Origin of the sequence: Rhodoferax sp., from assembly GCF_028688795.1 — a bacterium.
Lineage (GTDB): Bacteria > Pseudomonadota > Gammaproteobacteria > Burkholderiales > Burkholderiaceae_C > Rhodoferax.
Map to the genome: position 1 here is coordinate 1 of NZ_JAQTXM010000013.1, position 20,730 is coordinate 20,730.

The following is a 20,730-nucleotide window of genomic DNA, read 5'->3' on the forward strand; positions in this document are numbered from 1 at the left end:
GCCGCTACGTGGTTTGACCAATAGTGCCGCGCGTTCTTCATGCTCATCTCTCCATCTGGTTTGTGATGGATTGAGCTTGTCTATTTCAGCCGCCAACAACAAGTCTGGGGTTCATGGAGCACTTACGCCTGAGTGGTCTAAATTTGTTCGGAATGACCCCAAATCACAGGCCAAGAGAAATTTCAGCATCCAAAATTAAGTCTTGCCGCGCGGCAAGACTTTGACTTCTTGCCGCAATCCCTGCAATTTGTTGACTAATTCAAAATCGTTCGAGATGTCAACCTGAATTCTGTAAGCGCTTCTGCAAACAGCTTTTCTTGAATCAAGTCATAAGGATTTTTCACATCAAAAGCAGACCTATCATCAAGGCAGCTATTAAACGTTATGATAATTGTGCTCTCAAAACAAGTCAAAGCTTGACATATGAAATATTTTTCAGTGAGCTCAGAGTAGCTTAGCTCATGCAAACTTGTAATCACTTCTTGCCACCATGATTCATCAGCAAGGTTATCGTTTGTAGACAAACTTATATTAAACTGCTCTTGATTGATGCACCAAATATTTTCAATATAACTCTGCTCAAGAACTGTCCGAAGCAAGTTGTGAAAATGACTGACCCTCTTCAAGTCCTTGTTTCTTTTGTACCAACGCTTCATCCAGATGCATTCTGACTCATAAAGAGATTTTGCGCGTGGCGTATAGATGAATTTTGGAAAGTTCAGAGTCACGCGGCGAAATTCGTATATGGAAGAAAATAGATTAATACGTTCTTCAATACTGTCCCAAGCCTCTCCGCGATACCACTCACTACGACCGCTATTAGTTTTAAGCATATGAAAAGCATCATGTAGTGGAATGTTAAATGGTTTCATGTCACGTTTGAAATCAGATTCAAATTTTCTAGCCATGCTCTCTGAGCTTAGTTCTAGTGCAATGCAACTATCGATGTCAAACTCTGAAATTCCCATAAAATTGACTCTATTAATAATATTAATAGACTTGCCAATTTTAAAAATATTAATTCGTTTGTGCCGAATTAAGTAGACGTAACCGATGCGCTCTACTGATTTTTGAACAATTTTTTGTTTTGTATTAGTCGACATTATTAATTTTCTTTAAAAAATTGATTTATTACTTTGATGTCAATGATGCGGCTGAATAATTGAACGCGAACCGGCTATGTTTGCGGGCAACATTAGTTTCGATGTGACTCAGCGTTGCCTATGTTTCGACGGAACGTTGATAAGTTAATTATTTGAGAATAATTAATAGCATTCATTCTTCAAGTGGTTTGTTATTGTGTGATATTTTTAATTTAGTAAAAACCACCTGGCAGAATGTCTTTGACATAATTCTCATATCTAGTAAATGCTATGTCTTTTCTCAGATGAATATAATTATTCATGATGACCTCAATCGAATCGTTCAGCAACTCGGACACTGTCGCAAAGTCATTCGGATTTTTCATTAGCCAATCTGTCGCTACAAGGTGCCTGAGCGCTTGAGGACCAAAACCGGAACAGCCTGGTATTTGGGTGCTAGTTAACCTGAAGACTTGTTTGTTCATAGAGTTAAAACGACTACCACGGTTTGATAGAAAAAAACTGTCATTCTTCTTCCCCGCTTCGAGAATCGGGCGAAATTTGGTAACGTAGTCATCAATCAGCGGAGACAACCAAGAAGGCAATGGAGCTTTATAAATTTTCTTTTTTAATCGTTTTTTATTCTTCATTCGACTTGAAGCTATCTTGATTCGCCATTGCCCGGTTTCAGTGCGATAAACATCACCCGTGTTATCAGTTTTATACGTCAAAGTAATTATGTTTTTACTTCGAAGTGGATTCGATACAAGCACCCCAAGCAAAAGCTCATTTCTTCTCGCTACAGCCTCTTCAGTGCTATTTGTAAGAGATGCATCGCCAATTTTCCGTATTTTTCGCATAGCATCAAAAATAGGTGCCAGTGGTTGTTCTAATGCAAGAAGGACTCGAATTGGCTCCTCGGGGTCTCTCGATTTGTCGACGCAATCACTCTTTAGCGATTTCGCTGACGCACGAGAGTTTTTGCATAGCTCCTCCCAGGTTCTACCGCTCGTAATATGCGCTGGTAATTTGTTGGCAAAATTGGGGCACTGACCTAGGTATCCATGACCAGGATGTAGTAGCGCAATTACTGAGGCGCAGAATCCTTCTTGACCGCCATGTTTTAGTCCGTCGGAGCGGTCTGTGATAAATTGGAAAAAGCCTTCTATCGCTTCAGGAACCGCATACCATGCAAGGGTCTGCGCAGTTTCATCATCAAGTCCGAAACCGCCGGAATCAACAGCAAGACGAAGATACCCTAGAAAGCTAGAAGTGCGATTCCATAAAACGCTAGCTGTTGGTGAAACACTATTTCCTACGGACGTTATAACTGAGGGTTTTGTTGTCGAGTGTCGAGCCTCATTTAGTGTCCACTTGCCCCTATTTTCTCTTTTTAGATTTTCAGTATTAGGAGCGGTCTTATACCTAAGATGCGCTTTCCACTCATTCAGTAGTTCCGGTCGAATTTCATTTATTTTTAGGCAATAATGCTGCAGTGTATTCACTTTTAGGCGCTGCCGATATTCATTAACTGGAGCACTTGATGATTTGCCGGAGGCTTGATGAAAGCTGTCTAGCATTGTTCCAATTTCTAGATTTAAAACTGTATCAAGTTTGCTTAAGGACTCTGAAGTTCTTACATTTGGGAGTGCACCCCGACTCCAGCGACCTAGCGCAGAAATGCTTATTCCAGCTAACTTCGCAGCAGCTTTTGGTGTGAGACTAGAACTCTTCAAAGAATCCATCAGAACTTTTTCAAACGGATTCTGGATTAGAGGCACATCAACGGCTCTTCTGCGCTCTCTACTACTTTTTCGTATTGGCTCAGAATTCATTGAGAGATATGATTCACGCCAACTATTCAGCAGGCTTCTGCGGTCAGTCTGCGAACGTCTACTGAGCTTAGATGCTGATAAATGAGCCTTCATCGTCTCCGCAAATTCATCGGTCATTTCTAGGCCAATCGGCGATGTCTCCGACTCCCCAGCGTAAGCAATAAAGCTCCGAAGTGCGGTCATATGATTGCGCTTTACTTGCTCGAATGAAGTTGTATTACTGTTTTTTTCAAGTGACTTGAAATGAGTTGTTATAAGGTTTTGGTAAGTGGTTGCCATTGTTACGGGGTGCGTACTAAGGCCTGCAAATATGGGTATCTTGTATGTTTCCTTGTCGTTTAGCACTGTCGTTATTGAATAACGATAGTTGCCTAACTCGTTGATATTCATGAATATTTTCCTCCGTTGTGTAACCATTGCTTATCAAGCAGGAGGTGGAGGTGTCGTTATTTGCTGGCTCGAGTTTGCTGTTTAGGTAGTTAAGATTCTTTGTATAGCTAGCAAATGCGTGATATTTGAGATTTTTGTAGAAATATTTAAATACTCGTGCGCTTGTAGATGGGTGTGACCTCGATGCAAGCTGCATGCGATTGCATGCGGACAACTCAGTTGAGCAAGCGACACGCAAATATGCTGTTCGCGCAACAGGGGACGTGTACGTCATCACCGGTCCCGTGTTCACCCCCAACATTGCCCAGAGCGCTGGCATTGGCAGCGGGGATGTGAAGGTACCGACTTACCTGTTCAAGCTGGTTTATGACGAAGACCTCAACCGAGCTTGGGCACACTGGCATCTAAATGATGATGCTTCACGTGGCAGCAGGCCCATCAGTTATGGAGAGTTGGTTCGGCGAACGGGGATTGAGTTTCTGCCGGGGCTTAATCCAAGGGATTAAGCTTCAGGTTTTGAAGGTGGGTGTGGGCCAGGAGCAAATGACTTCATAAGTTCCCTTGCTAACGTTTATGCAGGGTTATCTTATTTGGGGTATGCAGCGTTTCCTGACGGCCACCAATGCCAGCTTCCGGGCCAGTCAGTTTCATGAATTTTGAGTCCGGTCAACCGACGTTCACAGACTTTGGCTTGACGCCCGGTCACGCCTAATTCGTCTCAGTTCCGTCGTGGACCACACTTGATTTCAGGACTGGGGATGTCGTTGCACTTGTCGAAACCTTCCGGCTTAGTGGCCCCTTTCGCCGTTCTGTAGGGGCCGAAACAGGCGACGCTCTCATCGTAGATGCGCCACCGCTCCTGGCAGTTCGTGGTGTCGGTGATGACCTCAATTGGCCGCTTCGCAATAGGTAGAGGCTGCTGCCTTGTGCTACCCGGCGCGCTAGAAGCCGCCTGCTTAGGTGGCTGGACATTTTTTTGGTGCATCCTACTTTGCTGCTCGGCCACCCGCCGTTCAGCTTCGCGCTGTTGTTGAGGTGACAGCTCGTACTTTCGTGAATCGCTACAGGTCGCGGACTGTTTGAACTCATCTGGAACGACATCTGACATTTGCGTTCGTCCATTCGTATCCACCCAGCGACAAATTGACGCTGAGCGAACAACCGGCGAAATCAGCCCCAGAGCAACAGCGATGAGTGCAACTGACATTCGGACGCGCAGCGGCTGCATCAACCGAAAAAGGCTATCTGACAAGTCTGCCCGACGCAGTAAGAGAGTGAGATGTGTCATGGCGAGAATTCAAAGTTAAGCGAAGTGACGTTACCAATGAAGTACGGCCTTCGGCCGTCTGGCCGAATCCACGCCACCTCACCAGTGAACGGCACGGTCATGCCGTCCTGCGTCTTGTAGTTTGACCAGCTGCCTTCCCAAGGCGCCATGACCACGACCTTGTCCACCATGCCACCACGCGCCTCGGCACGAAACGACGCCATCAGGTCATCGTCATTGAACCTGAATAACAGTGTCAAAGTGAGCGGGCCGTCGACGATGGTTGCATTCGCAGAATAGTCATCAACTGCCTGCCATCGCACGCCCTGACTTGGCAACAGCGCGGTTGGGTACCATGCTGCCTCGGCAAAGAAACGCATGAATTCGCCGCGTGCAATCTCGCCTGCACCACTGACATTGGCCATGGTGAATAAACCCAGAATGGCCGCGTGCAGCAGGCCCTGGCCCGCGATGTAGCTGTCCACAACTCGCACCGGCAAGCCTGGCATCATCGATATTTGGGCATCCCAAAGAAAGCCCGGCCGGCGCGTGACAACCAATTGCTGCGAGTTGAACGACTTCCATTGCTCACCAGTCGCGGACATGTTAAACATTCCGGAAACTTCAAGCTTGGCAGCGGCAATGATGGGCTGCCCGTCTTTGAGAACCGCGCGAAAGTAGCGTTGCACAGGTGCTGGCAAACCTTCAAGTTCGCTTAAGCTGTAGCGCTCCTTGGATGGCGGCTGAGTCTTTTCGTCGATTCGGGAAGTTTCGAGCCGGCTGGTCAACGCCTGCGTCATGACGGTCCAACTTTTCGTCCCATAGACATACAGGCCGGCAGCAGCCACTGCCAGCGAGCACAGAACCAGTCCGAGCCATAAAAGCCATGTCATCAACGTTCCTTTGTTTCGAGCCATTTACAAAACTTTAAGACCCAATCTGTGCGCTGTCTGTTCGTCTGCGAACAGATTTATCCGTGTTGTCAGTGCCATCAATCCCCATAAAGATGCCAACACGGCGCAACCATCTCATCATGTTGTGTGAATCTGCCTGTCGCTGTGGCACTCAATGACAGCTACCCGGCAGGCATTTCGGAAGACTCGATGGCATCAGTGGGTCTAGTCTGGGTGCTCCAGGCGGTGAAATCTTCGCCACGTTGCTGCATCTTTCAGGTTCAACCGAACGGCTGGTCTGGAGCATCAAGATTGAAAAGTCGAAGGTCAGCAATCAGCCTCTATGTACATCTCTGCATAAAGACCCTTATGCACAGTTCCCAGTTATGAACAGTTTGATTTGGCATTTCGCGTGGAAGCCGCATGGATGTTGACTTTCTTCGGATGTCTGGAAGTTGCAACTCACCATAATTCTGCTGATTCTTACACCTCAAAATTTTCTAGTCGTGCGTTTCCGCTGTAGTGCGTACATGCCACGCATTTGTGTCAAAGTCACCCCCGCCCAATGGAGGCGAGTATCAAATAGTGCTCAGAACACGTAAAACCACGCTCATCATTGGCTCGCCGTTCCGAGGCTTAGTCAAATGCTGACCGATGAAATTATGTAGAGAAAGAAACCTTGCATTGGTATGAATTTGCCAATGACAGGCAACTCACTTCAAACGGCAATTGCCCATAACTGGGAACTGTGCATAACAGCCTATACCGGTCAGCCACCTGCCGTTTTCATGCACCGACATGGCGTGCAAGATGGGCGAATCGCGAGACAGAGTTTTGTTATAGCTCAGAAACTACCGTTTGCGCGTCTTGGGCCGGTTAAATAAAACTGCGGAAACACCGACTGGCATCAAGAACGATGAGCCCATGCGTGACCCCTGACTCCGCCCATGCCGACGTGATTCTCGCCCTTTGCTCGCGTTTCATCAAGGTATTGTGTGGGCGGCAGGCGATAATCTGAACGTCAGACATCGACAACTGGTGATGTTGCCCAATAAAACGTTTCGGACCCGGTCGCTCAATTCCCAACGTTAGCATTCATGTTCTTACGGCTCTTGCCAAATGGGTTCGGACTGCCAAGCTGTGGTCCAACCTGGTATTTCAGAGGGTGGCATCGGGCGTGCGATACCGTATCCTTGGGCCACTTCACACCCCAGTTGTAACAGTTGCATTGCGTGCGCCTTGGTCTCGACCCCCTCGGCAATCACGTCATGTCTGAATGCCAGTGCCAGGCCAATGATGCCTTTCAAAATCGCAAGGTCATCCGGGTCGTCGAGCATGTCGCGCACAAAACCTTGGTCAATCTTGAGCGAGGCCACTCGCAGGCGTCTGAGATATATAAGCGAAGAGTAGCCGGTACCAAAATCGTCTAACGAAAACACCACACCCATCTGGCGGCATTCTTCAATCACCTGTGATACGTAGGCGATGTCTTGCAGTGCGCTGGTTTCCAGGATTTCTAGTGAAAAATCAGTTGGATTGACGTCTGGATGGCGTGCAAACAGGGCGCGTAGGCGTGCCACAAAGTCAGTTTGTTGCAGTTGACGCGCCCCGACATTGACGCTGACCGGGACATGCAAGCCCTGCGCCTGCCAAGTCTCGATTTGATGCAGGGCGGAATCTATAACCCACTCTCCCAACTCTACCGCCAGAGCATGCTCTTCAACAATGGGCAGGAACGCCGCAGGTGCCAGCAGTCCCTTTTTGGGGTGTTGCCAGCGAATCAGGGCCTCGGCCCCGACCAGTTGGCCTGTACGCAGGTTGACCTTCGGTTGGTAATGCAGCACGAATTCGTTGTTTCGCAGGGCTTGTTCCATATGATGCAGCTCTTCATGCCAATCCCGAACAGTGTTGTCTTGCTTGGTGTCAAATATCATGTAGCGGTTTTTACCCGCCAGTTTCGCCTGGTACATGGCTTGGTCGGCCTGTCGCAGCAATTGGTCAGCTTCCATCTCTTGCGCTTGCGGGTAAAAGGTCACGCCCAAACTGGCCGACACCTGCAGCCTATGGCCCTTGAAGGACATGGGCTCTGCGGCGGCTGTAATCAGCCGGTCCAGCAGTGGCTTACAGGAATAGATGTTGCCAAGGTTGACCAGTACCGCGGCAAACTCGTCACCCCCCAGGCGCGCCAGTGTGTCTCCCTCGCGCAGTACCGCCTGCATGTGTTTCGCCAACGCAACGAGCATTAGGTCGCCGGCATCATGGCCATATTGGTCGTTGATGGCCTTGAACCCGTCCAGGTCAATGTAGACGACGGCAAGCCCTTGTCCGGTGCGCCGCGCCTGCGCCATAGCCTGTTGCAGCCGGTCGGCCTTGAGCAGACGGTTGGGCAGGTTTGTCAATGCATCAAAATGGGCCAGATGTTCAAGCTGCCGCTCGTGCGCTTTCAAGTCGGAAATGTCCGAAAACAGTGCAACATAACGAAGTACCTTTCCCTGAGCATCGGGTACCGCGCTGATGGTCAGTAGTGCCGCATACACCTCTCCGTCTTTACGGCGGTTGCATATTTCACCAGTCCAGAAGCCGGCGTTGCGCAGTCCATTCCACATATTGCCGTAGAAGGCTGCGTCTTGTCGCCCTGATTTCAGGAAATTTGGGTTTTTGCCCAGCGCCTCGGCCCGGCTATAACCAGTGATGCGGGTAAAGGCCGCGTTGACCGCAAGGATGGTGCCTTGGGCATCGGTGACGGTGATGCCTTCGCGAGCATAGGTGAAGACGCTGGCCGGTACTGTCGTACCGGCGGTGATTCCCATTGCACTTGCCAGATTTTGGAGTCATGACCCTTTGTGCGTAGCGGTAATTGTTCCGACCCAAGCTACATTCCATACCGTGCGATGTATAACTAAATCGGCTGTAGCCTGCCGAACATGTCGTTCGGATGTTCCGAACCTTAATTTCATTAAAGGGTACAGGCGCAATGAATGAACAATTCAGCTCAAAGAACGGCGGAAAACCGGTTATCCAGGATTCTGTCGAGCCCCCGCTGTTGGCTGAATTCCTCAAGGACATCGTTGCCCGCTTTGACCCCCAGTTTCGACACACTTATGTGAACAAGGCCGTCGAGTCCGCTACTGGGCGACCAGTCAGTGACTTTATTGGCAAGACCAATCAAGACCTGGGCATGCCAAGCGAGCTTGTCAAACAGTGGAATGGCCAGTTGAGTGACGTTTTCAGTTCAGGTCTTTCGAGCGAGTCTCACTTTGCCTATCCTAGTCCGACCGGCTTGCGCCATTTCACTAACCGATGTGCGCCAGAGTTTGGTGCAGACGGTCGAGTCGCCTCAGTTATCGCCCTATCACACGATGTGACGGTAGTGACCGCGATGCGCGAAAAGGTGCGAAATCTGGAATCTCAGGTCTTCCTGGGAGATTTGCACAAGCCTCCAACTGGCAGTCCAATGTCGGATGAGATAGCGGCGGAATACTACCGAGCCATTGTCCAGTCGTCCGACGATGCCATCATCAGCAAGACGCTGCAGGGTGTGGTCACCAGCTGGAACCCTGCAGCAAAAGCCATCTTTGGCTATTCCAGCGAAGAAATGCTGGGCAAGTCTCTGTTGATTCTGCTTCCGCCCGAAAAATACGATGAAGAAAGTTTCATTCTTGAACGAATTCAGGCCGGCGAAACCGTTGACCATTTTGAAACCACGCGCATCCATAAAGACGGGCGACGCGTTGATGTATCTGTCACGACTTCGCCAATCCGAGACAAAAGTGGCAAGATTATTGGTGCATCAAAAATCGCACGAGATATCACGGCGCAAAAAAATACCGAGAGGCAGTTAAAACTAACCTCCAGTGTGTTCACCAGCACCACTGAAGGCATTCTGATTGCCGACCGAAAAGGCCTCATCGTCGACATCAACGACGCCTTCTCCAGAATCACGGGCTATGCCAAGGCTGAAGTCATCGGCCAGGACGCATGGATGTTTCGCTCCTCCAGTCAGGGCCCCGAAGTCTTCAGGCTCATCAAGACGGCTATGAGGCAACGGGGGGAATGGCGAGGGGAAATCTGGAGCCGTCGCAAAGACGGTCCATCGTATTCCGTCATCTTGACTATTAGTTCGGTGCGTGATAGCTACGGCGATGTGCAAAATTACGTGGCCTTGTTCTCCGACATCACGCCGCTCAAGCTGCAGCAGGAAAAGCTGGAGCACAGTGCCCAATTCGACCCATTGACCGATTTACCCAACCGGTTGCTTTTGTCAGACCGGCTGCGCCAAGCTATGGCGATGTGCCAGCGTCAAAATCAAAGCCTGGCCGTGCTGTACCTTGACCTGGATGGCTTCAAATACATCAATGACCATTACGGCCATGACGTGGGTGATGCGCTTTTAGTATCTGTCTCGAATCGCATGAATCTGGTTCTGCGGGACGTGGATACGTTGGCACGTATTGGCGGAGATGAGTTTGTTGCTGTTTTGGCCAATATTGACAGCACACAAGACTGCATTCAACTGGTCGAACGGGTGCTCTGTGCCTGCGCTGAACCGGTGCATATTCAGGGGCGAGAGTTAAAAGTCACGGCGAGCATCGGAGTGACGATTTATCCACAAGACGATGCTGAAGCCGACCAACTGATGCGCCATGCTGACCAAGCCATGTTTGAGGCAAAGCAAAACGGCAAGAATAGGATTTACCTGTTTGATTCGGCATTGGATGCGGAAGTCAAGACCCGAAGTCTGCAGCAAGTGCGGATTGGTCTGGCGCTCATGCGGCAAGAGTTTGTTTTGCACTACCAACCCAAGGTCAACATGCGCACAGGTGCCGTGGTCGGGGTGGAGGCGTTGATTCGATGGGAGCATCCTGAAAGAGACTTGCTCTCACCTGGTGTATTTTTGCCAGCCATTGAAAAGCATCTCTTAAGTGAAACTGTAGGGGCGTGGGTCATCGACATGGCGTTGAAGCAGATGGCTGAGTGGAAGCTGCGCGGGCTGTCGCTGCCGGTTAGCGTCAACATATCGGCGAGGCAGTTTCAGCAGCAAAATTTTGCGGCTCAGCTGTCGAAGGCACTGGCTAACTATCCAGAAATTGATGCCAAATGCCTGGAACTGGAGATTCTGGAAACCAGTGCTCTGGAAGACATCGGCTCGGTGACAAAAATCATGCAGGATTGCCACCGGTTGGGCGTGCTATTTGCCATTGATGACTTTGGAACGGGATACTCATCGCTGACTTACCTCAGGAGGTTGCCCGTCGAGACGCTCAAAATTGACCAGAGCTTCGTCAGAGACATGCTGGATGACCCCGACGACCTAGCCATTGTCCAGGGCGTCATTGGTCTTGCGTCAGCGTTTCACAAGCATGTGATTGCTGAAGGTGTTGAAAGTGTGGCCACTGGCAAGAAGCTCATCGAATTGGGGTGCGAATTGGCACAAGGCTATGCCATTGCACGCCCGATGCCGGGGAGTGAGATTCCCGACTGGTCTGCGGCCTGGAAATCTCCGGTCGAATGGACTCGGGTTGGCTAGAGCCCTAGCGACTTAGCCGGCGACACCTGGCCTGCGGATGACTGGTTCCGGGCTGGCAATTTGGACTTCTGTATGACCGGAACCGCTGCATACGCGAATTCCGTTGCGCTCTATTGAAGGCATTCCAATTCCAGCTCCCGATTGCATTGGCGGCGGACTCGACTAGGCTGGAAGCGGCTCTTTATGCAATGAAATGGGGCCGCCCGAAGCGGCCTTTCATTGAGGTTTTAAGCAGTGACAGTAAACAAAATGCTGAACTGAACCCCAAGGGGTTTTGTGTTCTTCACTCATGTGTTCAAGTAGCTCAAACGAAGGCCCAAACTCTTGGTGAAGCTCGCCAGGGGCATAACGGGCGACGGGCAGCCCACTGCATTGCTCTGGGCCATCGGGAGCGAAAGTCGCAACAATCACATGTCCGCCAGGTTTTACTGACTTCATGACCTGCTGCACATACGAAGCCCGGTCAGCTGGGTCAGTCAGGAAGTGGAAAACGGCGCGGTCATGCCAAATGTCATACGCGTGGTCTGGCAGGTTCACTGTACAAATGTCCCCTGCAATCCATGTGACGCCGCTTCCTTCGGTCCCCAGTCGCTTGCGAGCCACCTCCAATGCACTGGCCGATAAGTCCAAAACCGATACGTTTTCGAAGCCATTCCGGAGTAGGTCATCAACCAGGGTCGACGCACCGCCTCCGACATCAATCACGTTTGCGTTCAGTGAAGTACCAACCGAACGGATAAGTTCAAGTGACCGCGTTGCATGCTCCTGGAACCAGCTGACGGCATCCGGTTGCTTGGTCTGATACACCTTTTCCCAGTGTTCCTTGGGGTTCTGCATTGCTTGTCTCCTTGCATTGGATGCCGACTAGACACCGATGGTATTACCGAAACTCAATGAACGTGCCTGTGATGGATATCCGGGAAATGAGGATGACTGTGCTTGACGGGGAAGTGTGTGTGCCGATGGCTGTGTTTGATGCCGGCACCCCCATCAAACCCATGTACGTGTTGATGGTGCTCATCATGTTCGTGTTCGTGCACGTGTTCCAATAATTCATGCAGATGCTCGTGCGCATGGCGTTCGGTGAGGTGCAGCCATACGCCCAAGCACATCAGCGCCGCAGCAATCCAGAACGCCAGAGACGTCGTTTCTGAGAAGACAAACAGGGCTACTGCTGCCCCAATGAACGGTGCAGTTGAAAAGTAAGCTCCCGTTCGGGCCGTACCCAGACCACGCAATGCAAGTACAAACAGCACAAGGCTGATGCCGTAGCCCAACAGGCCCACAGCCATCGTCGCTGACAATGATGCAAAGTTGGGCAATGCAGCACCCATGCTGATAGCAAGCGTGGTGTTCACTGACCCGGCAATCAACCCTTTGATACCGGCAATAAAAAGTGCATCCGACGCAGACACCCTGCGTGTGAGGTTGTTATCTATGGCCCAGCACAAGCAGGCAATGCCGACCAGCATGGGCCCAATGGCGCTGGATTGACCCGCAGAATCAGTCTGCCAACCCAAGGCGACACCACCTGCCACGATGGCAAGCATGCCCAATACGATGCGTCTGTCAGCGTTCTCTTTGAACACCACCCAGGCGATGACCGCCGTCAGCACCGCTTCCAGATTCAACAAGAGCGAAGCGGTGGCGCCGCTGGTGTGTGTCAACCCAAACATCAGGGCCACAGGCCCAATTACGCCACCAAAGAAAATGGCACCCAGAAGCCACGGCCATTCATTTCTTTGAAGCCCTGAGGGCTCGAACCCGCCATCACGAACCAGACGTGCCAGTGTCAATCCGATGCCACTGCCCAGGTAGAGAAGGCCAGCCAACAGCACGGGCGGCATGTCACCGGTCAGGAGCTTCGCAAACGGGGTGCTCGCACCAAATAGCGCAGCCGCACCCAACGCGTAAAGGACACTTTTGTTCATGCTTGAATTTTCTGCTTGAAACGCTATTTGAAAAACTTATCTGCTTGGAACAACGTGAGCAGGCCCATGACCGCAAAGATTCCAGCAGCAATAGAGTGAACAAGTTTCATTGGGATTTTTGCCGCGAACCTGTTGCCTATGAATACGGCCGGAACGTCTGCGATGAGCATGCCCAGGGTCGTTCCCGCAATGACCATCAAAGGGGTCGCGTAGTGGGTCGCCAAAGCCACAGTTGCAATTTGCGTCTTGTCGCCCATCTCAGTCAGGAAAAATGTCACCAGCGTGGCGCCGAATACGCCAAGGTGCTTGGCGACTTGCGTCTCCTCCTCTTTAATCTTGTCGGGTATCAACGTCCAGATGGCCATGACAATGAATGACCCGCCGAGTATCCATCGCATGATGTCTGGACTATCCATGGACGTTACCCGTCGCTGGACGCCAGGTGACGAGGCGAATGTCAGCAATTGAGAAAAACGCATACCGGCAACGCAGCGAAATCGGTTACTGGTGACCGGCAGCTTTCTGGCAACCCAATCCGGGGGACACCTGGACATACGGCGCTAATCTATCGCTGTCCCTTCAGCGCCTAATCATAGAAATGAACCCTGTTACGGCCAGCATCCTTGGCTCGGTACATTGCTGAGTCAGCCCATTTCATGACCTCGGCCTGGTTGGCGTCTCCACCCAAGAACAGCGCGACCCCGATGCTCGCCGAACAACTGTGCTCCACCGTCGCACCCTCTTGACCCTCTTGACCCTCTTCGTTTAGGTTCAATCGGTAGGGTTTTGCTAGGCTGGCTCGGATTTTTTCGGCCACATCGCCGGCTAGCCTTGCGGACACGACCTTGTCAGCATCCAGCTTGCTGAGCATCACCACAAACTCATCACCGCCAACGCGTGCCACCGTGTCCGTCTCCCGCACACACTCGATTAAGCGTATGGCGGCTTCGTTCAACAGCAAGTCACCCGCAAAGTGGCCATATGCATCATTGAGCGGTTTGAAAATGTCCAAGTCCAGCATCATCAGTGCGCCGTAGTTGCCAGTGCGTTTGCTGGCAGACATGGCCTGGCTCATGCGGTCAACCAGCAGGCGACGGTTCGGTAGCTGAGTTAGTGAGTCGTGGTAGGCGAGCTGACTCACCATCGCCTCCGCCTGCTTACGCTGAGTGATATCACTGTTGGTGCCAATCATGCGCAGTGGCTTGCCCTCGGCATCGCGTTCCACCACCATGCCGCGTCCCATAGTCCAAATCCAGCTGCCATCCTTGCGCAACATTCGGTACTCAACCGTGACGCTGCCAAGTTTCCCATCCATATAGGGTTGCAATTCCGCAAATACGCCTGGCGCGTCATCGGGATGGATACGTTTGCTCCATTCGTCCGCTGTATCGCCAATTTCTTCGTTCGCAAAGCCCAACATGGTCTTATAGCGCGGGGAGTAAAAGGTCTTGCCGGTCTGGATGTTCCAATCCCACAGACCATCGCCAGCCCCTTCAATGGCAAATTTCCAACGCGCTTCGCTCTCAATCAGAGCCAGCTCATTACTTTTTCGTTTAGAGATGTCACGGCCAATTCCGAGAACACCAATGATTTGGCCCTTTGAATTGAGAACAGGCGTCTTGGTTGTTTCCAGAAATTCACGATGACCGTCAGAAGCAAAAGTGACCCATTCTTCGTTTCGATTGGGAGAACCCTTTTCCATCGCGACTTTATCGTTCGTTCGGAAGGTGTCAGCCAGGTCTTTGTCGACGAAGTCGTAATCTGACTTCCCAACAATTACCTTCTCAGAAGCACCAAAAAATTGTTCAAACCGAGAATTGCACGACAAGTAAACGCCTTTGGTATCCTTGAACCAGACAAGGTCTGGGATTGCTTGGTAGAGCGCACGGATAAGTCGCTCGCTCTCTGCGCGCTCCGCTTGAGCCGCCAGCTTACCTTCGAAGTTCTTCTGTGCATGAATCTGCATTCGCCGAATCAAGCCATGAAGCAGTAGCGCTGTTACCGCTATAAATAGCCAACCCTTGACGACGCTGATTCGGCTGATGGTTGTAGGGTCACTAAACAGCGAGCCGACAATACTGTCGGAAACGAGAATCCATAGACTCGAAAACGCCGCATAAATCAATATGATTTTCGTGGCAGCGGCGGTCGAAAGCCTCACATTTGTCGCGCTATTTTGCGCAGTCGGTTCAAAATGTCGCATCTACTGCTGCTCTTAAAGAGTCCTCCAGCGAAAGCTAAGTGACAGAGTATGGTAGCAGGGCCGGTCGACTCCACGCCTGTTAAAGCGTACATTCAATTATCAAGACTTCATTGAAGATTGTGAATCACTCAACGAGGGAAGTGAATACGCCTTGCCGGCGTCAAGGTCGGGTATGGAGCAAACAGATTGAAAAGTTGTATGGCGGCAACCAGCCTCTATGTACATCTCTGCATAAAGACCCTTATGCACAGTTCCCAGTTATGAACAGTTTGATTTGGCATTTCGCGTGGAAGCCGCATGGATGTTGACTTTCTTCGGATGTCTGGAAGTTGCAACTCACCATAATTCTGCTGATTCTTACACCTCAAAATTTTCTAGTCGTGCGTTTCCGCTGTAGTGCGTACATGCCACGCATTTGTGTCAAAGTCACCCCCGCCCAATGGAGGCGAGTATCAAATAGTGCTCAGAACACGTAAAACCACGCTCATCATTGGCTCGCCGTTCCGAGGCTTAGTCAAATGCTGACCGATGAAATTATGTAGAGAAAGAAACCTTGCATTGGTATGAATTTGCCAATGACAGGCAACTCACTTCAAACGGCAATTGCCCATAACTGGGAACTGTGCATAACAGCCTTGAAGAGTCAGCCACCATCGCTGGACTCTGGGTGACGAGGCGAATGTCAGCAATGGAGAAAAACGCATACCGGCAACGCAGCGGGAGCGGTCCTACAGAAGTTCAAATTGACCGACCGTTAGCTGTCATTGGCATCGTTTCCCGTCCTTTATGCGAAACGCATACAATTCGTATATGTTTCGTATAAAGGTCAATGATGGGTATTGTAAAAATTTCGGACCAGATGCATGAGAACCTGCGAGTGGCGAGTAACGCCATGAGCAGGTCTATCAACGCACAGGCGGAGCACTGGATGCGAGTCGGCATGCTGACTGAAATGCACCCGCAGTTGGACTACCGGGAAATCTGCCAACTGTTGATACGGGCTGAACTCGCGGGGGGGCTGGACATCGTCGGAGTCGCATCAGGCCAACTTGGCGTATCCAGCGCGTCCTCCGCAGAAAAACACTGATGACTCACGGTGTTCCAATCAAGTCCGCCGAGGAAATGAAGTTGGTGCGGCAGGCCGGCAGACTTGCCGCGGACGTACTCAGCATGGTTGAGGCATTCGTCGTGCCGGGGGTGAGTACAGAGGCGCTTGACCAAATCTGCCATAGGCACATCGTGGATGTCCAGGGTGCCATTCCAGCCAACTTGGGGTATCACGGGTATCCCAAGACCATCCTCACCTCCGTCAACCAGGTGGTTTGTCACGGCATACCCGCTCCCGACAAAATTCTGAAGAAGGGCGACATCATCAACATTGATGTTGCCGTCATCAAGGATGGTTGGTTCGGGGACACAAGTCGCATGTATTTTGTCGGCGTCCCCAGCGTGTTGGCGCGGCGCTTGGTGGAGACGACGTACGAAGCATTGCTGGCCGGAATTCGGCAGGTCAAGCCTGGTGCAACTCTGGGCGATATTGGCCATGCCATCCTAACAGTCGCACAGCGGGAGCAATTCAGCGTGGTGCGTGAATACTGCGGGCACGGCATTGGCACTGTCTACCACGATGAACCCCAAGTGCTTCACTATGGGCAGCGCGGGGAAGGGCTCAAGCTGGAACCTGGCATGGTTTTCACCATCGAGCCAATGCTCAACGCAGGCAAACGTGAAACCAAGGAGTTGCCCGACGGGTGGACCGTCGTGACAAAGGACAGGTCCTTGTCTGCCCAGTGGGAACACATGGTTGCTGTGACGCCTTCAGGGTATGAGGTACTTACACCTTGGCCAGAAGGCACCGGCGTTTACACCCCGGTTTGAGGCTTACCTTGGTCGAGACTTGGCTCTCGGCAGTTGCCTCGATGCGGACGGGTAGCTTATTTTTTAGGTTCGGCATTAGGCATCTACCTGTTAGCGGCGGTCTGAAAGCGCTCAAAAATGGCGGTTGAGCGCGGTTTTCCGTTGGCTGGCAGGGAAATTGGGTATCAGGAATGGAGCAAAATGTGAGCCTGTAAGGCAGCGGTTCCTGACATAGGTTTCCCCGAAATGCTCGCTCCTGACCAGTCCGTCACTCCAGTTGCCTGACTGTCAGCAATATGGCGTCGATTTCGACGGTCGCAGTCGCTGCACCCGCCAACGACCAGAAGCGGACATTTGGAAGTCGCCACTCACCCCCAGGATTCAACGGGAGCAAACACAGCGCCAACAGGCTGTTCTGATTGAACGCGGATGAATAGACCGCTCGGACAAGCACCCGAAAATCTGAAGCAACAGAACGATAGCTACTTTTAGGCCATAAATCCACCACAGTTTCTACTTCTTTCCCGCAGCCGGTTGGTGTAGAGTCCGTTATATTGACAATTCGCAATAAGAATGCGCTGGTTTTCTAACGCATTCATTATTCGGGCCGTATATGACGCGATTGAACCGGGCACTCCTTGACCGACTGAAATTCGGTAACCAATCCGGTTTTCTGGCCTTGATGGGCCCTCTTTTGCTATGTGTTTGGGGATTTGTTGGCGGGTGGTCCTGGTGGGAACATTCGACCACCTTGGCTTCCAATGCATTGGTTATGGAGCAGCTAGCCGAGGCCGTTCAAGCACAGACCAAAGGACTCTTCAACCAAGCGGAATCCACGCTGATTGTTGCCCGTCACTGGATTGAGGCCCATCCAGAGAAGGACGCCGGCAATGACCCGGAGTTCGTCGCGCTGATTGATGAGCTCCGCAAGACCTCCTATGGCGTGATGGACCTGCGCTTGGTAACCGTAAGCGGCGAACTGCTTTTCGTTCCGAGCAAAGGACAAGTTGCGCGCCCCAATGTCTCTGACCGTGACTACTTCCGAGCTCAGTTTGACAACAAGAACCGCGGTTTTTTTGTTGGTGAACCGGTCATAGGTCGCCTCTCAAAAAAAGTAACTGTCCCCATTTCGATGCCTGTGAACAGCCCTCGCAGTCGGTTCTCGATGCTGACTATCGCCATGGAAGTCGACCGCATTGCGGGGCCCTTTGAAAAGGAGCGAATCAAGCCCTCGGGCACGATTGGCATCGTGCGCAGTGATGGAATTGTGCTTCTGCGCAGTCCGCAGAGTGCAAATGCCATCGGGAGAAGCATTGCTACAGGACAGGCATGGGCAAAATACATGGGCACAATGGCTAAGGGAAGTTACGAATCCGAGGTCAGTCTTTTTGACCAACTTCCACGCATCGTGTCATTCTCCCGGGTGGAGAACTATCCTTTGGTGGTGTACGTCAGCGCCAGCAAAAACGCAATACTTGCCCCCTGGAAACTCCATACAGCCATCCTGATGGCTGTAGCGGCACTGATTTCCCTCATCAGTTTTTTGATGATTCGGACCTTGCTCAGCGCATTGAACACCTCCAGAATATCGCAGGCTATTGTTCAGTCGACCGACGAAGCAGTCATCGGAGAATCACTGGGCGGCATCATCAACCGGTGGAATCCCGGCGCTGAACGCATGTTTGGCTATTCCGCTTTGGAGATGGTAGGGCAGTCGATTTTGAGACTATTGCCACCTGACCGTCAGAATGAAGAGGCCCTCATCCTTGAAAGAATCCAGGACGGTCAGACCGTTCAGCATTTCGATTCCCTGCGAGTTCGCAAGGATGGTCGAATCATCCACGTATCAGCTACCATCTCGCCAATTCGAGATGCAAAAGGCAGACTGATTGGGGCCTCCAAGATTGCACGGGATATCACGGCACAGAAAGAGGCCTCGCGGCAATTGCAGCTCACGGCCAGTGTCTTTACGAATGCGAGCGAAGGCATTTTTATTACAGACCGCAGGGGCGCTATCCTGGAGGTCAATGAGGCCTTCACTCGTATCACGGGTTACAACCGCGAGAACGCTATTGGGAAAAATCCTCAGGTGTTCCGCTCCAGCCAGCAAGGTCCAGAGGTTTTCAAAGCCATTCACCTGGGCTTAATTCGCCATGGTGAATGGCGAGGCGAATTGTGGAATCGACGCCTCAACGGCGACTCCTACTCTGCCTGGCTGACTATCAGTACGGTCCGCGATAGCCGTGGCAAGGTTCAAAATTATGTGGCCTTGTTTTCCGATGTGACGGCAATGAAGCTCCAGCAGGAAACGTTGGAACACGGAGCCCACTATGACGTGCTGACCGACCTGCCAAACCGGCTTCTGCTATCGGACAGACTGCAGCAAGCCATGACGATGTGTCATCGCCACAATCGGGGCTTGGCCGTACTCTTTCTTGACCTTGACGGCTTCAAATCCATCAACGATAGGCATGGTCATAAAGTAGGTGATGAGCTACTGATTGCCTTGTCGAGCCAGATGAAGGCTGCGCTAAGAGATGTTGATACGTTGGCTCGCATGGGCGGGGATGAGTTTGTTGCCGTCTTGACCGATGTCGAAGACATTCAGGATTGCCTGCAAACGGTCAATCGCCTGTTGGAGGCCTGTGCATGTCCTGTGCTTATTCAAGGCCTGGAGTTGCGGGTTACCGCGAGTGTGGGTGTCACGCTGTACCCCCAGGACAATGCCGAAGCTGAGCAACTGATGCGCCACGCAGACCAGGCTATGTACCAAGCCAAGCAAAGTGGGAAAAACCGTTTCCATCTATTTGATTCAGCCCAGGACGCCGAGGTCAGAAGCCGAACTTTTCAGCAAGAGTTGATTGCACAAGGCCTGGCCAGGCAGGAGTTTGTCCTTTTTTACCAGCCCAAAGTCAATATGCGGACGGGCGCCATCATCGGCGTTGAAGCCCTTATTCGGTGGCAGCACCCAGACAAAGGGTTACTCCCGCCGAGCGCATTTTTACCGGCCGTTGAACAGCATGCCTTGAATGAAACCATTGGTTCTTGGGTCGTGGGGGCCGCGCTCAAACAAATGACCGACTGGAAGGTTGAGGGGCTGACAATAGCGGTCAGTGTCAACATTGGCGCACGGCAACTGCAGTCAACTCACTTTGCAGGGCACTTGTCGGCATTGCTTTCAAATTACCCCGCAGTCTCACCCGAGCATCTTGAACTGGAGGTGCTGGAAACGAGTGCGCTGAATGACATCAATTCGACCGCCAGCATCATGGAGGACTGCCACCGACTGGGCGTACGTTTTGCTCTCGATGACTTCGGCACCGGGTACTCATCACTCACCTACCTTCGGCACCTTCCGGTGGAGACCTTAAAAATCGACCAAAGCTTCGTGCGCAACATGCTGGAGGACCGGGATGATTTGTCTATTGTCAAAGGTGTTATCGGTTTGGCGAGCGCGTTCCACAAAGACGTCATCGCAGAAGGGGTGGAGACGGATTCGCATGGAACGCGCCTCATCGAATTGGGATGTGACCACGCGCAGGGCTATGGCATTGCAAGGCCTATGCCAGCTGACCAAGTCGCTGCGTGGTGTTCTTCTTGGAGGCCGCCCGAAGCATGGGCGCGTGCAGTTGAACACTTCAGTTTGAGCGACAGTCAAGGATAGCCATAGGCGAGATGCCAAGGAAAGGCATCGCGTCGAGAGAGAGTTCTAAGAATTCTTGAGCCAGTTCAGGGTCAGCGCCTG

14 protein-coding genes and 1 pseudogene are annotated in these 20,730 nt (G+C 51.5%); 6 read left to right on the top strand and 9 right to left on the bottom strand.

Annotated elements, in window-relative coordinates:
• Positions 1–199, top strand: a 199-nt coding sequence (locus PHQ58_RS11105; RefSeq protein WP_300111066.1) for a hypothetical protein, incomplete at its 5' end; no start/stop codon positions are given.
• A gap of 55 nt (positions 200–254) precedes the next feature.
• Here the strand turns inward: PHQ58_RS11105 and PHQ58_RS11110 are convergent.
• Both PHQ58_RS11110 and PHQ58_RS11115 read right to left on the bottom strand, forming a co-directional pair.
• Complete coding sequence (locus tag PHQ58_RS11110) at positions 255–1,103, bottom strand: hypothetical protein (protein WP_300111067.1); 849 nt, start codon at positions 1,101–1,103, stop codon at positions 255–257.
• A gap of 212 nt (positions 1,104–1,315) precedes the next feature.
• Positions 1,316–3,307 (bottom strand): hypothetical protein, encoded by a 1,992-nt coding sequence (locus PHQ58_RS11115; RefSeq protein WP_300111068.1) that lies wholly within the window; start codon positions 3,305–3,307, stop codon positions 1,316–1,318.
• 218 nt (positions 3,308–3,525) lie between these two features.
• On the opposite strand from PHQ58_RS11115, the pseudogene PHQ58_RS11120 reads away from it, so the two are divergent.
• Positions 3,526–3,813, top strand: a pseudogene (locus PHQ58_RS11120) (DNA/RNA non-specific endonuclease); the annotation flags it as partial.
• A 212-nt stretch (positions 3,814–4,025) separates the two neighbouring features.
• Here PHQ58_RS11120 and PHQ58_RS11125 read toward each other — a convergent pair.
• The 3 genes from PHQ58_RS11125 to PHQ58_RS11135 all read right to left on the bottom strand — a co-directional run bounded on the left by PHQ58_RS11125 (position 4,026) and on the right by PHQ58_RS11135 (position 8,277).
• Positions 4,026–4,595 (bottom strand): hypothetical protein, encoded by a 570-nt coding sequence (locus tag PHQ58_RS11125; protein ID WP_300111069.1) that lies wholly within the window; start codon positions 4,593–4,595, stop codon positions 4,026–4,028.
• Entirely contained in the window at positions 4,592–5,467 is an 876-nt protein-coding gene (locus PHQ58_RS11130; protein WP_300111070.1) for a DUF6544 family protein, read from the bottom strand. Before PHQ58_RS11130 ends, PHQ58_RS11125 begins: the two co-directional genes overlap by 4 nt.
• Positions 5,468–6,570: 1,103 nt before the next feature.
• A complete protein-coding gene (locus PHQ58_RS11135; RefSeq protein WP_300111071.1) occupies positions 6,571–8,277 on the bottom strand; it encodes an EAL domain-containing protein in 1,707 nt (568 codons plus the stop codon).
• Positions 8,278–8,441: 164 nt separating this feature from the next.
• Here PHQ58_RS11135 and PHQ58_RS11140 point away from each other — a divergent pair, with 164 nt between their 5' ends.
• Positions 8,442–10,994, top strand: coding sequence for an EAL domain-containing protein (locus tag PHQ58_RS11140; RefSeq protein ID WP_300111072.1), 2,553 nt, complete (start codon positions 8,442–8,444; stop codon positions 10,992–10,994).
• Between the two features lie 216 nt (positions 10,995–11,210).
• On the opposite strand, the gene PHQ58_RS11145 is transcribed toward PHQ58_RS11140, so the two are convergent.
• The 4 genes from PHQ58_RS11145 to PHQ58_RS11160 form a co-directional block, all read right to left on the bottom strand.
• Entirely contained in the window at positions 11,211–11,831 is a 621-nt protein-coding gene (locus tag PHQ58_RS11145) for a class I SAM-dependent methyltransferase (RefSeq protein WP_300111073.1), read from the bottom strand.
• 53 nt (positions 11,832–11,884) lie between these two features.
• Positions 11,885–12,925 carry a DMT family transporter gene (locus tag PHQ58_RS11150; RefSeq protein ID WP_300111074.1) on the bottom strand — a complete coding sequence of 347 codons (1,041 nt, stop codon included), beginning with the start codon at positions 12,923–12,925 and terminating at the stop codon, positions 11,885–11,887.
• Positions 12,926–12,948: 23 nt separating this feature from the next.
• The gene (locus PHQ58_RS11155; protein WP_300111075.1) at positions 12,949–13,323 is read right to left on the bottom strand and encodes a TMEM165/GDT1 family protein; all 375 of its coding nucleotides are present in this window, start codon (positions 13,321–13,323) and stop codon (positions 12,949–12,951) included.
• Positions 13,324–13,511: 188 nt separating this feature from the next.
• Positions 13,512–15,128, bottom strand: a complete 1,617-nt coding sequence (locus tag PHQ58_RS11160; RefSeq protein ID WP_300111076.1) for a bifunctional diguanylate cyclase/phosphodiesterase — start codon at positions 15,126–15,128, stop codon at positions 13,512–13,514.
• An 832-nt stretch (positions 15,129–15,960) separates the two neighbouring features.
• Between PHQ58_RS11160 and PHQ58_RS11165 the strand changes: the two genes are divergently transcribed.
• The 3 genes from PHQ58_RS11165 to PHQ58_RS11175 all read left to right on the top strand — a co-directional run bounded on the left by PHQ58_RS11165 (position 15,961) and on the right by PHQ58_RS11175 (position 20,649).
• The gene (locus PHQ58_RS11165) at positions 15,961–16,215 is read left to right on the top strand and encodes a ParD-like family protein (protein ID WP_300111077.1); all 255 of its coding nucleotides are present in this window, start codon (positions 15,961–15,963) and stop codon (positions 16,213–16,215) included.
• Positions 16,215–17,006, top strand: a complete 792-nt coding sequence (gene map, locus PHQ58_RS11170) for a type I methionyl aminopeptidase (RefSeq protein ID WP_300111078.1) — start codon at positions 16,215–16,217, stop codon at positions 17,004–17,006. Before PHQ58_RS11165 ends, map begins: the two co-directional genes overlap by 1 nt.
• A 592-nt stretch (positions 17,007–17,598) precedes the next feature.
• Positions 17,599–20,649 carry an EAL domain-containing protein gene (locus tag PHQ58_RS11175; RefSeq protein ID WP_300111079.1) on the top strand — a complete coding sequence of 1,017 codons (3,051 nt, stop codon included), beginning with the start codon at positions 17,599–17,601 and terminating at the stop codon, positions 20,647–20,649.
• Positions 20,650–20,730: the final 81 nt, after the last annotated feature.